The 13,814-nt window shown below is 65.2% G+C and carries 15 protein-coding genes; 12 read left to right on the top strand and 3 right to left on the bottom strand.

The features are described 5' to 3' along the window. The first annotated feature begins 10 nt into the window (after positions 1-10). From rlmD to QQA13_RS08865, 10 genes are all read left to right on the top strand, one after another. Positions 11-1,354 (top strand): 23S rRNA (uracil(1939)-C(5))-methyltransferase RlmD, encoded by a 1,344-nt coding sequence (gene rlmD, locus QQA13_RS08910; protein ID WP_108472970.1) that lies wholly within the window; start codon positions 11-13, stop codon positions 1,352-1,354. A 92-nt stretch (positions 1,355-1,446) separates the two neighbouring features. Continuing rightward, complete coding sequence (locus QQA13_RS08905) at positions 1,447-1,968, top strand: CYTH domain-containing protein (protein ID WP_108472969.1); 522 nt, start codon at positions 1,447-1,449, stop codon at positions 1,966-1,968. Then, positions 1,962-2,978, top strand: a complete 1,017-nt coding sequence (nagZ, locus tag QQA13_RS08900) for a beta-N-acetylhexosaminidase (RefSeq protein ID WP_108472968.1) — start codon at positions 1,962-1,964, stop codon at positions 2,976-2,978. The genes QQA13_RS08905 and nagZ overlap by 7 nt, the downstream gene beginning before the upstream one ends. Next, on the top strand, positions 2,975-3,538 hold the full coding sequence (locus QQA13_RS08895) for a hypoxanthine-guanine phosphoribosyltransferase (protein WP_108472967.1): 564 nt from the start codon (positions 2,975-2,977) through the stop codon (positions 3,536-3,538). The genes nagZ and QQA13_RS08895 overlap by 4 nt, the downstream gene beginning before the upstream one ends. Positions 3,539-3,704: 166 nt before the next feature. Beyond that, complete coding sequence (locus QQA13_RS08890) at positions 3,705-4,466, top strand: S-methyl-5'-thioinosine phosphorylase (RefSeq protein WP_108472966.1); 762 nt, start codon at positions 3,705-3,707, stop codon at positions 4,464-4,466. Positions 4,467-4,623: 157 nt separating this feature from the next. Then, positions 4,624-4,827: a cold-shock protein gene (locus QQA13_RS08885; protein WP_108472965.1), complete on the top strand. Its 204-nt coding sequence runs from the start codon at positions 4,624-4,626 to the stop codon at positions 4,825-4,827. An 81-nt stretch (positions 4,828-4,908) separates the two neighbouring features. Then, positions 4,909-5,949, top strand: a complete 1,041-nt coding sequence (locus QQA13_RS08880; RefSeq protein ID WP_108472964.1) for a N(4)-(beta-N-acetylglucosaminyl)-L-asparaginase — start codon at positions 4,909-4,911, stop codon at positions 5,947-5,949. Then, positions 5,946-6,689, top strand: a complete 744-nt coding sequence (locus QQA13_RS08875; RefSeq protein WP_108472963.1) for a copper homeostasis protein CutC — start codon at positions 5,946-5,948, stop codon at positions 6,687-6,689. The genes QQA13_RS08880 and QQA13_RS08875 overlap by 4 nt, the downstream gene beginning before the upstream one ends. 270 nt (positions 6,690-6,959) lie before the next feature. Beyond that, positions 6,960-8,162: an enoyl-ACP reductase FabV gene (fabV, locus tag QQA13_RS08870; RefSeq protein WP_108472962.1), complete on the top strand. Its 1,203-nt coding sequence runs from the start codon at positions 6,960-6,962 to the stop codon at positions 8,160-8,162. Positions 8,163-8,407: 245 nt separating this feature from the next. Then, positions 8,408-9,448 (top strand): DUF4062 domain-containing protein, encoded by a 1,041-nt coding sequence (locus tag QQA13_RS08865; RefSeq protein WP_108472961.1) that lies wholly within the window; start codon positions 8,408-8,410, stop codon positions 9,446-9,448. Between the two features lie 330 nt (positions 9,449-9,778). Here the strand turns inward: QQA13_RS08865 and QQA13_RS08860 are convergent, their stop codons facing one another. Then, positions 9,779-10,057: a hypothetical protein gene (locus QQA13_RS08860; RefSeq protein ID WP_234411390.1), complete on the bottom strand. Its 279-nt coding sequence runs from the start codon at positions 10,055-10,057 to the stop codon at positions 9,779-9,781. A 146-nt stretch (positions 10,058-10,203) separates the two neighbouring features. Next, a complete protein-coding gene (locus tag QQA13_RS08855; protein WP_108472960.1) occupies positions 10,204-10,695 on the bottom strand; it encodes a GNAT family N-acetyltransferase in 492 nt (163 codons plus the stop codon). Positions 10,696-11,022: 327 nt separating this feature from the next. On the opposite strand from QQA13_RS08855, the gene QQA13_RS08850 reads away from it, so the two are divergent. Then, positions 11,023-11,646, top strand: coding sequence for a dihydrofolate reductase family protein (locus tag QQA13_RS08850; protein WP_234411389.1), 624 nt, complete (start codon positions 11,023-11,025; stop codon positions 11,644-11,646). 82 nt (positions 11,647-11,728) lie between these two features. Here QQA13_RS08850 and QQA13_RS08845 read toward each other — a convergent pair whose 3' ends face one another. Further along, on the bottom strand, positions 11,729-12,232 hold the full coding sequence (locus QQA13_RS08845; RefSeq protein WP_108472996.1) for a PepSY domain-containing protein: 504 nt from the start codon (positions 12,230-12,232) through the stop codon (positions 11,729-11,731). A 245-nt stretch (positions 12,233-12,477) separates the two neighbouring features. Here QQA13_RS08845 and QQA13_RS08840 point away from each other — a divergent pair, with 245 nt between their 5' ends. Next, positions 12,478-13,683 (top strand): serine hydrolase domain-containing protein, encoded by a 1,206-nt coding sequence (locus QQA13_RS08840; RefSeq protein ID WP_108472958.1) that lies wholly within the window; start codon positions 12,478-12,480, stop codon positions 13,681-13,683. Positions 13,684-13,814 lie beyond the last annotated feature (131 nt).

Genomic DNA, 13,814 nt, shown 5'->3' with positions numbered 1-13,814 from the left:
TTTGCGCCCCATGTCCCGATCCAACTCCGTTCCGTCGACGCCTTTCGAAGCCCACATCACCGACCTCGGCCATGACGGCCGCGGCGTGGCACGGGTCGACGGCAAGACCGTGTTCGTCAGCGGCGCCTTGCTCGGCGAGCAGGTGACGGCGAAGCTGCGCAAGCGCCACCGCCACTTCGACGAGGCGGAAGTGGTCGAGGTGATCGTGGCCTCGCCGCACCGCGTGGAGCCGCGCTGCCGCCACTTCGCCGAGTGCAGCGGCTGCTCGCTGCAGCACCTGGACGCGGCCACGCAGATCGGGACCAAGCAGCGCGTGCTGGCGGAGAATTTCGAGCGCATCGGCAAGGTCGCGCCACAGGCCTGGCTGCCGCCGCTCACCGCCGAGCCGTGGGGCTACCGGCGCAAGGGCCGGCTGTCGGTGCGCAACGTGGCGAAGAAGGGCCGCGTGCTGGTGGGTTTCCGCGAGGAACAGAACCCGCGCTTCGTCACCGAGATCCAGCAGTGCGAGGTGATGCACCCGGCGCTTGGCCCCAAGGTCGGTCTGCTCGCCGACCTGCTCGGCACGATGGATGCGGTCAACGACATCCCGCAGATCGAGTTCGCCGCCGGCGACGAGCTGATGGCGCTGGTGTTCCGCCACATGCAGCCGCTCTCCGAACGCGACCTGGCCGCGCTGACCGCGTTCGGCCAGCAGCACGGTTTCGCCATCTACCTGCAGCCGGGCGGCACCAGCAGCGTGCACCCGCTGTGGCCGGAGAACCCGCGGCTGGCCTTCCGCATCGCCAGCGGCGACGCGCGCTTCGCCGACGTCGAGCTGGAGTTCCAGCCGCTCGACTTCGTGCAGGTCAACGCCGGCATGAACCAGCTGATGATGGCGCGCGCCATGGAGCTGCTCGATCCGCAGCCGACCGACCGCGTGCTGGACCTGTTCTGCGGCCTCGGCAACTTCACCCTGCCGATCGCCCGCCGCGTGGCCGAAGTGGCGGGCGTGGAAGGCGAGCACGGACTGGTCGAGCGGGCGGCGCAGAACGCCGCGCGCAACGGTATCGCCAACGCACGCTTCCACGTCGCGAACCTGTTCGAAGACCAGCGCGCCACCGACTGGGCGAAGCAGCCGTGGGACAAGCTGCTGCTCGACCCGCCACGCGCCGGCGCCGACAAGGTGCTGGAGTACCTGCCACACAAGCAGACGCAGCGTATCGTCTACGTATCCTGCCATCCCGCCTCGCTGGCGCGCGACGCCGGCATCCTGGTCAACCAGCACGGCTTCAGGCTGGCCTCGGCCGGCGTGATGGACATGTTCCCGCATACCTCGCACGTCGAGTCGATAGCTTTATTCGAGCGCCATCCATGAGCGCGAGAATCAAAAAGCGGCCATCCATGGCCGCACTCTTCAATAAAACCCGGTTCCATCCGGGTTTTGTCGCAGGCTGAGAGCAGCTATCCGTGCCCATCGAGATCGAACGCAAATTTCTGCTAGCCAACGACGGCTGGCGCGCGAGCGTCGAACGTAGCGAACCGATCGCGCAGGGCTATCTGGTGGGTGCGCAGGCGCTGCGGGCTGGGCAAGCGCGCGCTTCGGTGCGCGCCCGCCTCGCCGGCGACGTGGCGTGGCTCAACATCAAGGCGGCCAGCTCAGCCATCGCCCGTACCGAATTCGACTATCCGATACCGGTGGCCGACGCGCGGATACTGTTGGGCGAGTTGTGCGACGGCGTGCTGGAGAAGACCCGCCATTACGTGCGGGTCGACGGCGTGCTGTTCGAGGTCGACGAATTCGCTGGCGACAATGCGGGGTTGGTCGTGGCCGAAGTCGAGCTGCCAGCGGTCGATGCGCCGTTCCCGCGGCCGTCGTGGCTGGGCCGCGAGGTGAGCGCGCTGACGCGCTACTACAACGTGAACCTGATCGCGCATCCGTACCGGCAATGGTCACCGGCGGAGCGCGCCGCCGAGGATGCCGCATGTTGATGATCGGCGTGGCCACGCTGGAACTGGCCGAGCACGAGAAGCGCTGGCTCACCGCGCCGGGCGTCGCCGGCGTGCTGCTGTTCGCGCGCAATTATCAGTCGCGCGAGCAGCTGATCGCGCTGTGCGAGGCGATCCGCGAGGCCGGTGGCGACGACCTGCTGATCGCGGTCGACCAGGAGGGCGGCCCGGTGCAGCGCTTCCGCGACGGCTTCACCCGCCTGCCGCCGCTGGCCGCGATCGGCGCGGTCTACGACCGCGATCCGGCCGAGGCGGTTCGTCTGGCCGAGGAACACGCCTGGGTGATGGCCAGCGAGCTGCGCGCCAGCGGCGTCGATTTCAGCTTCGCGCCGGTGGTGGATCTGGCCCGTGGCAACGCGGCGATCGGCCTGCGCGCGTTCCACGCCAACCCGGCGGTGACCGCCGAACTGGCCCAGGCCTACGTGCGCGGCATGCACCTGGGCGGTATGGCGGCGGTACTCAAGCACTTCCCGGGGCATGGCTCGGTCGCCGCCGACACGCACAAGGCGCAGGCGATCGACCCACGCAGCCTGGAGCAGATCCGCCGCGACGACCTGCTGCCGTTCGCCGAGTGCATCGAGGCGCGGGTCGAGGCGGTGATGATGGCGCACGTCACCTATCCGGCGGTGGACAGCCGCCCGGCGGGCTACTCGAAGGTGTGGATCGAGCAGATCCTGCGCGGCGAGCTGGGTTTTGCCGGCGCGGTGATCAGCGACGACATCAGCATGGCCGCCGCCGGTGCGGCTGGCAGCGTGGGCGAGCGGGTGCGCGCGCACCTGGACGCCGGCTGTGACCTGGTGCTGGCCTGCTTCCCCGAGGTGGTGGACGAGGCGATCGCGGCGATGCCTGAAGACGCTTCGCCGATGCCGCCGCAACTGGCCGCCATGCGCGGGTCGCTGGGCTCAAGCTGGGACGGCCTCACCAACAACCCGCAGCGCGAGCGTTTCGTCGCGCGCATCACGGCGCTGAACGCCGACCAAGGAACCGCATGAATACTCCGATCCCGCCCCTGGCCGATGCGCTGGCGCAGGCCGAGCTGCTGCATGACCGCGCCACCCTGGAAAGCGTGATCGCCGACATCGGCCGGCGCATCGACGCCGCGCTGGACGGTGAGCGCGCCGTGTTCCTCACCGTGATGAACGGCGCACTGATCTTCGCCGGGCAGCTCGCGCTGGCGATCCGCACCGACCTGGAATTCGACTACGTGCACGCCACCCGCTACCGCGGCGCCACCTCCGGCAGCGACCTGCACTGGTTGCGCGAGCCGGTGGTGTCGCTGGCCGGTCGCACGGTGCTGCTGGTCGACGACATCCTCGACGAGGGCCACACGCTGAAGGCGGTGCGCGAGGACTGCTACCGGCGCGGCGCCAAACGCGTGTTGATCGCCAGCCTGTGCACCAAGCGGCACGACCGCCTGGTCGAAGGCATCGCCTCCGATTTCAACGGTGTCGAACTGCCGGACCGTTACGTGTTCGGCTACGGCATGGATTATTACGAACAAGGCCGCAACCTGCCGGCGATCTATGCGCTGAAAGGTGAGGCCGGAGAGTAAGGCGTATTTGCTCCTCCCCCTGCTTGCAGGGGGAGGTCGGGAGGGGGTAAAGCTCTTGACTGGCCTTTGACCTCCTGACGAAGAGCCACCCCTCCCCAACCCTCCCCTGCAAGCAGGGGAGGGAGTAAATGTGCCCTTCAACTCCAGACTGCAACGGATCACCACGATGCCTCACCCCAACCACGCCACCATCGACCTCGCCGTCATCGGCGGCAGCGGCCTGTACAACTTTCCGGGCCTCGAAAACGCCACGCGGCAGACGGTGGATACGCCCTACGGTGAGGCTTCGGGCGACGTGGTGCTCGGTGACTTCGCCGGCAAGCGCATCGCCTTCCTGGCCCGCCACGGCGAGGGCCACACGTTGCCGCCGCACCGGGTGAACTACCGCGCCAACCTGTGGGCGCTGCACAGCCTGGGCGCGCGCCGGGTGATTGGCGTGAACGCGGTGGGCGGCATCCGCGGCGACATGGGGCCGCGGGTGATCGTGGTGCCCGACCAGCTGATTGACTATACCCACGGCCGCACCACCAGCTACTGCGACGTCGAGGGCGCCGAGGTGAAGCACATCGACTTCAGCGAGCCATACACCGAAGCGCTACGCCTGCAGCTACTGGCGGCGGCGCGCGCGGTGAACGTGGAGGTGATCGGCGGCGGCTGCTACGGCGCGACGCAGGGACCGCGGCTGGAAACCCGTGCCGAGATCGCGCGGATGAAGCGCGACGGCTGCGACCTGGTCGGCATGACCGGCATGCCCGAAGCGGCGCTGGCACGCGAACTGCAACTGGAATACGCCTGCCTGGCGCTGGTGGCTAACTTTGCCGCCGGCTGCGGCGACGAGGCGGAGATCAGCATCGAGGAAATTTTCGCCCACCTGGCGGCAGCCACCGCCGAGGTGCCACGCATCCTGGCGGCGATGCTGAAAAGTTGAGCACCGCGGCGAATTCGTGGACCGGCGGAACATATTCGTATTGCGTTCGGCCTTCACATATTGATACTTTCCTCCCGCCGGGGCGGCGAACCTAGGGGGCTAGTGGTTCAGCGCAGTTCCTGGCGCACCCATTCCATGGATCCAGAGGTTCGCTCAGATGAGTTTCGGTACGGTCAAATGGTTCAACGATGCCAAGGGTTTCGGCTTCATCGCACCCGAGGACGGCAGTGCGGACGTATTCGTCCATTTTTCGGCGATCACCAGCAAGGGCTTCCGTAGCCTGCAGGAAGGCCAGCGCGTCAAGTTCGAAGTGACCCAGGGTCCGAAGGGCGCCCAGGCATCGGCGGTCGAAGCTGCCTGATCAGCCAGACAAACGTTGCAAGGCAAAAGCGAAACCCCGCATCCTGTGCGGGGTTTTTTGTTTGCAGACACGGAGAAGGCCATGACTGACCGCAGGCGTTTCCTCAAGGCATCCCTGCTCGGCGCCTCGGCGCCGATGCTGGCATGGGCAGGCGGGCTGGTCGCCGGGCCGGCGGCGCGTGGGGCGAAGGCGTCGACCGTACGGGTCGTCTCGACCTGGGATTTCGGCGTTGCCGCGAACCGGGCGGCCTGGGCGATCCTGGGCCAGGGCGGCCACGCGCTGGATGCAGTCGAGACCGGCGTGCAGGTGCCCGAGTCGGACCTGAAGAACCACAGCGTCGGCAAGGGCGGCTATCCGGATCGCGACGGCCACGTCACCCTCGACGCCAGCATCATGGATGCCGACGGCAACTGCGGCGCGGTGGCCGCGCTCGAACACATCGAGCATCCGATCTCGGTGGCGCGGCGCGTGATGGAGCGCACGCCGCACGTGCTGCTGGTCGGCGAGGGCGCCTTGCAGTTCGCGCTGGAGCAGGGCTTCCGTAAGCAAAATCTGCTCACGCCGGAAGCCGAAAAAGCCTGGCACGAGTGGCAGAAGACGGCGCACTACCAGCCGTCGATCAACAGCGAAGTGCACGACTACGGCCGTACCGGCATGCCCGGCGGCAAGGACAACCACGACACCATCGGCATGCTGGCGATCGACGCGCAGGGCCGCCTGGCCGGCGCCTGCACCACCAGCGGCATGGCATGGAAGATGCGCGGCCGCGTCGGCGACAGCCCGATCATCGGCGCCGGCCTGTACGTTGACGGCGAGGTCGGCGGCGCCACCTCCACCGGCGTCGGCGAGGAAGTGATCCGTAACGCCGGCAGCTTCCTCGTCGTCGAGCTGATGCGCCAGGGCCGCTCGCCGCACGAGGCCTGCAAGGAAGCGGTGATGCGCATCGTCAACAAGCGCCGCGAGGCATCGAAGACCCTGCAGGTCGGTTTCCTCGCGATGAACCGCGCGGGCGAAGTCGGCGCCTACGCGATCCAGCACGGCTTCTCCTACGCCGTCTGCGATGCGCAGAAGCAGGACGCCCTGATCCCGTCGCAAAGCGTCTACACCACGAGCTATTCGTGATACTGGAGATCGCCGCCAACTCGGTCGCCTCCGCGCTGGCCGCCCAGGAAGGCGGCGCGGGGCGGGTCGAACTGTGCACGGCGCTGGAGCTGGGCGGGCTGACACCGTCGCACGCGCAGATCGCGCTGGCACGCGAGCGCCTGCGCATTCCGCTGTACGTGCTGATCCGCCCGCGCGCCGGCGACTTCCTCTACAGCGAGCTGGAAGGCGAGGCGATGCAGCGCGACATCGAGACCTGTGTGGCGCTCGGCTGCGATGGCGTGGTGCTCGGCATGCTCGATGCCGAAGGCCACGTGGACATGTCGCGCTGCCGCGCGCTGATCGCTGCGGCGGGGACACTGGGCGTGACCTTCCACCGCGCCTTCGACCTGAGCCGCGACCCGGCACGCGCGCTGGAAGACATCGTCGCGCTGGGTTGCGAGCGCGTGCTGACCTCGGGCGCGCAGGCCAGCGCGGTGGAGGGCACTGCGCTGATCCGCGACCTGGTGGCGCAGGCCGCAGGACGTCTGGCGGTGATGCCCGGCGCCGGCGTCACCGCGCAGAACATCGCGGCGCTGGCCGCCGCCACCGGCGCACGCGAGTTCCATGCCTCCGCCAAACGCCAGCTTCCCTCGGCCATACGCCATCGACCCTCGCTGCTGGCCGACATGCAAGCCGGCGAACTGCGCAGCGATGCCGGGCAGGTGCGTGCGCTGGCCGCCGTGCTGGAGACGCTGGCGCGCCAGCCGACCGGAAGCTGAGCGCGTTTCAGTCGGAGACGGCCTCCACGACGCATCTCGAAAAACCTCCCCCTGTCGTCATTCCCTCCCTCTATCGTCATTCCAGCGAAGGCTGGAATCGCTCTTCACCGACGCAGCCGGCCATCCCTCGGCCTTCCGCAACAGCCACATGCGATCCCGGCCTTCGCCGGGATGACGAATAAACCGGGTCGCCTGAGACTCCCTACGGCAGCGCATGGCCCCCGGCTTGGTTAAGATGGCGAATTGCCGAATAGCAGCAGGAGCCATCGAGTGATCATCAAGCCCAAAGTCCGCGGTTTCATCTGCGTCACCGCCCATCCGGTCGGTTGCGAACACAACGTGCTCGAGCAGATCGCGATCACCCAGGCCGCCGGCCACGACAAGAGCAAAGGCCCCAAGCGCGTGCTGGTGATCGGCGCCTCCACCGGCTACGGCCTGGCCTCGCGCATCACCGCCGCCTTCGGCTACGGCGCCGCCACGCTCGGCGTGTTCTTCGAGAAACCCAGCAGCGAGGACAAGACTGGCACCGCCGGCTGGTACAACGCCGCCGCGTTCGACAAGGCCGCCAAGCAGGCCGGCCTGTACAGCAAGTCGATCAACGGCGACGCGTTCGCCCACGAAACCCGCGCCAGGGCCATCGAGATCATCAAGAACGAGATGGGCGGCCCGATCGACCTGGTGGTCTACTCGCTGGCCTCGCCCGTGCGCAAGCTGCCGGACACCGGCGAAATGGTGCGCTCGGCGCTGAAGACCATCGGCGAGCCGTTCCACAACACCTCGGTCGACACCAACAAGGACACGGTGATCGAAGCCACCATCGAGCCGGCTACCGAGCAGGAGATCAAGGACACCGTCACCGTGATGGGCGGCGAGGACTGGGCGCTGTGGATCGACGCGCTGAGCAAGGCCGGCGTGCTCGCCGACCACGCCAAGACCATCGCCTACAGCTACATCGGCACCGAGATCACCTGGCCGATGTACTGGCACGGCACCCTCGGCCAGGCCAAACAGCACCTGGACAACACGGCCAAGCAACTGCGCAGCCGTCATCCCGGTCTCGAAGCCTACGTCGGCGTGATGAAGTCCGTGGTCACCCAGGCCAGCGCCGCCATCCCGGTGATCCCGCTGTACGTGTCCATCGCCTTCAAGATCATGAAAGAGCAGGGCATCCACGAAAACCCGATCGAGCAGGCCAACCGCCTGTTCCACGATCGCCTCTATCGCGCCGATGGCAAGCCAGCGCCAACCGACGACGAAGGCCGCATCCGCCTGGACGACTGGGAACTGCGCGACGTCGTGCAGGACGCCTGCAAGACCCTCTGGCCCACCGTCACCACCGAGAACCTGCGCGAGATCACCGACTACGCGGGATACAAGCACGAGTTCCTGAAGCTGTTCGGGTTTGATCGCGACGACGTGGACTACGAGGCAGAGGTGGAGGCGGACCGGCGGTTTGATTGTTTAGAGGTTTGAGGGCGGTTGCTCGTCGAGAACGCTCCTGGTGCTCTCGACGGTCGCCTAGAGAGTGCTTTATCTGAGGTTTTTACGGCGGCAGGCTGTCAATCGGAGGAAGGTCCGGATTAGGTTGCAGCAACGATGCCAAGTCATTGATTTTTAGGTTAAGAACTTATCCTGAAAGGTGGCCACCTAGAATAGGCTATAGGATTGCACTGTATTTTAAAATCTAGATAGCATTAGGTTTTTAAGGATAGCTACCCGTGGATAAGCGATATCAAGTGTTCGTAAGTTCAACCTTCGCAGACCTGCAGGAAGAGCGCCAGGAAGTAATGCAGGCGCTGCTTGAGCTCGACTGCATTCCATCCGGCATGGAGCTATTTCCTGCCGCAAACGAAGACCAATGGACCCTTATAAAGAAGGTGATTGACGATTGCGATTACTACATGGTCATCCTCGGTGGCCGTTACGGCAGTATTGGGCCGGACGGACTTAGCTACACCGAGATGGAGTACCGCTACGCGTTAGAGAATGGAAAGCCAATCCTAGGCTTCGTGCATAAAGATCCATCCCAGATTGTCGCCAAGAAGTCTGAGACATCTCTGGAGGGGAAGAAAAAGCTTGAATCATTTCGTGACTTCGTGCAGACACGAATGTGCCGGTTCTGGGATTCGCCCTCGGATCTTGGTAGTCAGGTTAGTCGTAGTCTCGTCAAACTAATTAAAGCCCATCCTGCGATAGGGTGGGTTCGTGGCGATCAGGTTCCCTCAGAGAGTGCCACCACAGAGATTCTGTCTCTACGCCGGACCATCGAAGAGCTTGAGAAGAAGCTGTCTTCGGTAGCTAATGAAGCACCAGAAGGTGCGGGGCTTTTGGCGCAAGGCCAAGATGAGATCTCACTCGACTACACGTTCGCCGCTTCGGAAGACCGCTGGGCACACAATGGCACGATGTACCGCGCCAGCACCTCGCTCGCTTGGGATGAAATTTTTTCATCTCTAGCTCCGCTGATGATGAACGAGTCGGACGAGCCCGCTTTGATAACCGCCCTCAACGGTCTAGTTCGATCCAAGGAGGTGCCTGGGCTTGAGAAGCAGAAGTCCTTGAAAGGGATGAACCTTCTAGAGTTCAAAGCAAGTAGAGACGACTTTCAGACGATTAAGGTCCAGCTACGTGCACTAGGTCTCATTACAAAGAGCACGAAGAACCGCAGCGTCAAGGACACTGCAACGTACTGGACACTTACACCATACGGGGATAACCAACTGACCCGCCTACGAGCAATTCGGCGTCCAGAGGCCTAACGATTCATTCAAGTCGATAGTGGCAAAATGGCAAAAATAGTGTCAGGGATAATTTCCGGAGCGTCACCCGTGGCATTGAATTGGGCGATCGTGCCGACCGAGCCAGACCAGTACCGATGACCTTCGCGGAAATATTCCCGGTCGGCGTGCTGGTGTCGCTGGTCTCGGCGGGACTGCTGCGCAACGGTCGGTTCCTACCCGCGCGGTGGGCTTGAAGCGTCTTGTGAACAAGTGGGCGCGCTGGGGCTTCAAACCATGCAGCCTTCAATCTGCGAAAGACCGCTCCCGACTCCAGGCGGAATGCCCGCCACAGCCGGAAGCCTTGGTGGCTTACCGCAAGACTTCCTCGTGATAGCGCATGGCGACGTCGCACCTTTGATAGCGCGCGCCATGCCGGGCCATGATTTCGGCATCGTGTTGGAAGCCAAGCTTCTCGTACAGGTGAATGGCGGCGGCGGGAAAAGGTGCCAGGGATAATTTCCGGAGCGTCGCCCGTGGCATTGAATTGGGCGATCGTGCCGACCGGGCCAGACCAGTACCGATGACTTTCGCGGAAATATTCCCGGTCGGCGTGCTGGTGTCGCTGGTCTCGGCGGGACTGCTGCGCAACAGCCGGTTTCTGCCCGCGCGGTGGGCTTGAAGCGTCTTGTGAACAAGTGGGCGCGCTGGGGCTTCAAACCATGCAGCCTTCAATCTGCGAAAGACCGCTCCCGACTCCAGGCGGAATGCCCGCCACAGCCGGAAGCCTTGGTGGCTTACTGCAAGACTTCCTCGTGGTAGCGCATGGCCACGTCGCACCTTTGATAGCGCGCACCATACCGGGCCATGATCTCGGCATCGTGTTGGAAGCCAAGCTTCTCGTACAGGTGAATGGCGGCGGCGCATTTGGCGTTGGTGAGCAGGTACAGGGGATCGGCTCCCAGCGATCTTGCCCGGTCGATGATCGCGGCGAGCAGGAACTCCCCGGCCTTCATGCCGCGTGCCGACTCGCGCACCCCCATCTTGGTGAGCTCATAGCTGGTGGCTCCCGTTTTCTGGAGGGCGCATGCACCAACTATCCCCAGTCCGCTTGCCTCGACAAACAGAATGACGCCACCCGCGTCGATGATCTTCGCTCGCGGGTTCTCCAGCACATCCCGATCGGTGGCTTCGAGGCGGAACATGGCGTTGATCCACTCCGCATTGATGTCGTGGAAGTGCACCGCGAGGTCATCGCGGAATTCATGGATGGTAAGGACGTTGCTCATGGCGCACCGGCTTGGCAGGGTTCTTTCGGAAGCGGGAGGTATCCTGACGGTCTGCCAGGGTGAGGTGATCGACGAGGCCGTGCTTCTGTCTCAAGGCGTCGGGGGAGAGCAGAGCATCCTGTTCCGGAAGGCGGTTTACAAGCGTTGCTTCGGGTCAGCTCCCCGGAACCCGTGCCCGGACCCTGTCGAAACGTGCTCCCGCCATTCGTCGTTACCCTGCAAAGAGGCCCGCATCGACAGGGGCGTCCCGGCTCGACAAACCATCGGCAAGACCAAGGAGGAATCATGGCTGGCTCAACGGCTGCAAAGAGAAAGCTGGTGTTGAAGATGTCCGTCTCGCTGGACGGCTTTGTCGCCGGACCAAACGGCGAGGCCGACTGGATCTTCCGCTCCTCTGGCGGGGCCGATTCCACGGCGTGGGTTCTCGATACGCTGCGCGGGGCCGGCGTGCACATCATGGGGAGCCGCAGCTATCACGACATGGCGGCGTTCTGGCCCTATTCGGAGATGCCGATCGCAGCGCCGATGAACGACATTCCCAAGATCATTTTCTCGCGGCAGGGGATCGAGCGCGGCCCGCAGGCGGACCAGACGACGGCCGCGCTCGCCGAAGCGAGGGCGCGCAATGCGGCGCGGCATGGCGCCACGCCGACCGCGGCGGCCCTCAAGTCCTGGGCCGAGCCCGCGGTGGCGCGCGGCGATCTGGTGGAGGAAGTTCTCCGGCTGAAGGAACAGCCGGGCAACTACATCCTGGCGCATGGCGGCGCCCGGTTTGCGCAAAGCCTGGTTGCCTGCGGCCTCATCGACGAATATCGACTGGCCATTCATCCGGTGGTACTGGGCCAGGGCCAGCCGCTGTTCTGCGCACTACGCAGTCCGGTCGATCTGCGCCTGATCAGCGCGATGCCCTTCGACTCGGGTGCCATGGCCGTCGTCTACCGGCCGGCATGAACCGTCGCGTGTGCCCCGGCAAAAAGGAAACCCGGCGCCACCACGGCGCCGGGTTTTCCGTGATCACTGCAAGCGGAGCGTGTCAATCGCGCGACCTGGCCACCACGCTGCCGTCGTCCGGATCGACCAGCAGGTCGACTTTGTTGCCGTGTTCGGTGCTGGCGTCAGCGCTCCACAGGCCGTCCTCGAACTCCACGTCGTGGACGTCCTGGTAGCCGGCCGCCACGAGCTTGGCCTTGACCTCGTCCTGGTTGAGTTTGGATGGTGCATCGGCAACGTACACCTTGCCGTTGACGGGGCCGACCACCAGTTTGACCCATTGCTTGTTGCCACCGCGGGCCTTGCTGCGCCACACGCCGTCCCTGAACCCAAGGCCCTTCACTTCCTTGTAGCCGGCGTTGGCGATCGCGGTCTTGATCGCGTCTTCGCTCAGCGCGCCGCTGGGCGGTTGCGTCGTCCACGTGGACACCGTGGTCGTGGTCTGCGTGGTCTTGGTCGCCGGCTGGCTGGTAGCCGGCATGGTCTGCGCGAGGGCAACACCGCAGACCGACAGTCCGATCAACAGGGGAAGCAGGCGCTTGATCATGGTGAGCTCCTTGGTGCGGTAACGAAGTGGTGTCGCCAGCTTGCGCAGGCGTGGTTCAACGCGTGCGGGTCGGCGGATGGCACGCACGCCGACCCGTACGCACAAGATGGGAGCATCGCGTTGCGGACGATGGCGTGAAAACGCGCGTGACTGTCGGGTGAAGACATGGGTGCGGTTCATGTACTTCGACGCGGCGTCACGGCTCGGTAAGATGGCGGTTCCGCCACTGCCCGACACATAGCGCCATGCGTTCAAACCCGTTTGCCTGCCTGCTTGCTGCCGCACTGTGCCTTGCTGTCCCGTTGCCATCGACAGCCGCCGAACAGGGCACCCCGACCATCGGCCAGCAACGCGAGACGGTGCTGTTCTGGCCGCAGGCGCAGCGCGAGGCGCAGTTCCGGAAGATGTACGAGCTGTTCCCGAGTGACCGCGCCGCGCATGGCACGCACGTCCATGCGTTGCCGCAGGGCAAGCCGCTGGTCGTTCCGGAGCAGAACGCCTCGGCGTGGCTGGCCGGCTACATGGACCAGCACCACCTCGCCGGCGTGATGGTGCTGCAGCATGGCCGCATCCGCCTGCAGCGCTATGCGCCGGGCTTCGGGCCGGAGCAGCGCTGGGAGTCGTTCTCGGTGGCCAAGTCGGTCACCTCCACCTTGCTGGGGATCGCCCTGCAGCAGGGTTATATCCACGGCATGGACGACACGCTGGGCACCTACATCCCGGAACTGCGCGACAGCGCCTACGCCAAGGTCACGGTGCAGCAGTTGCTGACGATGACCTCGGGTGTGCACTGGAACGAGGACTACGCCGACGCGAAATCGGACGTGGCGCAGATGTATCTGCACGCTTGCGTCGATGGCCGCGCGCACATCCTCACCTACCTGGCCAAGCAGCCGCGGCAATGGCCGGCCGGCACGCACTTCAACTACAACACCGCGGAAACCGACCTGCTCGGCATCCTGGTGCAGCGGGCCACGCACCGCTCGCTGGCCACCTACCTGTCGCAGGCGATCTGGAAACCGTATGGCATGGCCGCCGACGCGTACTGGATCAAGGACGAATGCGATGGCAGCGACACCGGCGGCAGCGGCCTGTCGGCCACGCTGGGCGATTACGCGCGGCTGGGGCAGTTCATGCTCGACGGCGGCCGCATCGCGGGCAAGCCGGTGATCGCCAAGGCCTGGCTCGATGGCGCGCTGCGCCGCCAGGAAAGCGTCGATGATCCCGACCGCGGCTACGGCTACCTGTGGTGGACCGATACCGACGGCAGCTACGCCGCGATCGGCATCTTCGGCCAGATGGTCTACGTCGATCCCGCGCGTGACCTGGTGATCGCCCAGGTCGGCGCGTGGCCGCACGCGACGTCCAGCGAACTGGTCGCCGCGCGGCGCGCGTTCGTGGCCGCGGTCAAGCGGGCGGTGGATGCGGAGTCCAGTCAACCGGTTCACTGACCCGCCGGACGTCGAGCGGCTTCTCGCTGAATTCTCACCGTTTCCTCATGACAACACGGTCGCGCCGGGTTCATAGTCAGCCCGGTGCCGCGGACAGCGCTGAATGCTGGCGGCGTGCCTTCCGATGTTGC

The organism is Rhodanobacter thiooxydans (assembly GCF_030291135.1).
Lineage (GTDB): Bacteria > Pseudomonadota > Gammaproteobacteria > Xanthomonadales > Rhodanobacteraceae > Rhodanobacter > Rhodanobacter thiooxydans_A.
Note: the sequence above shows the minus strand (reverse complement) of the source record. Positions and strands in the feature narration are given on the sequence as shown.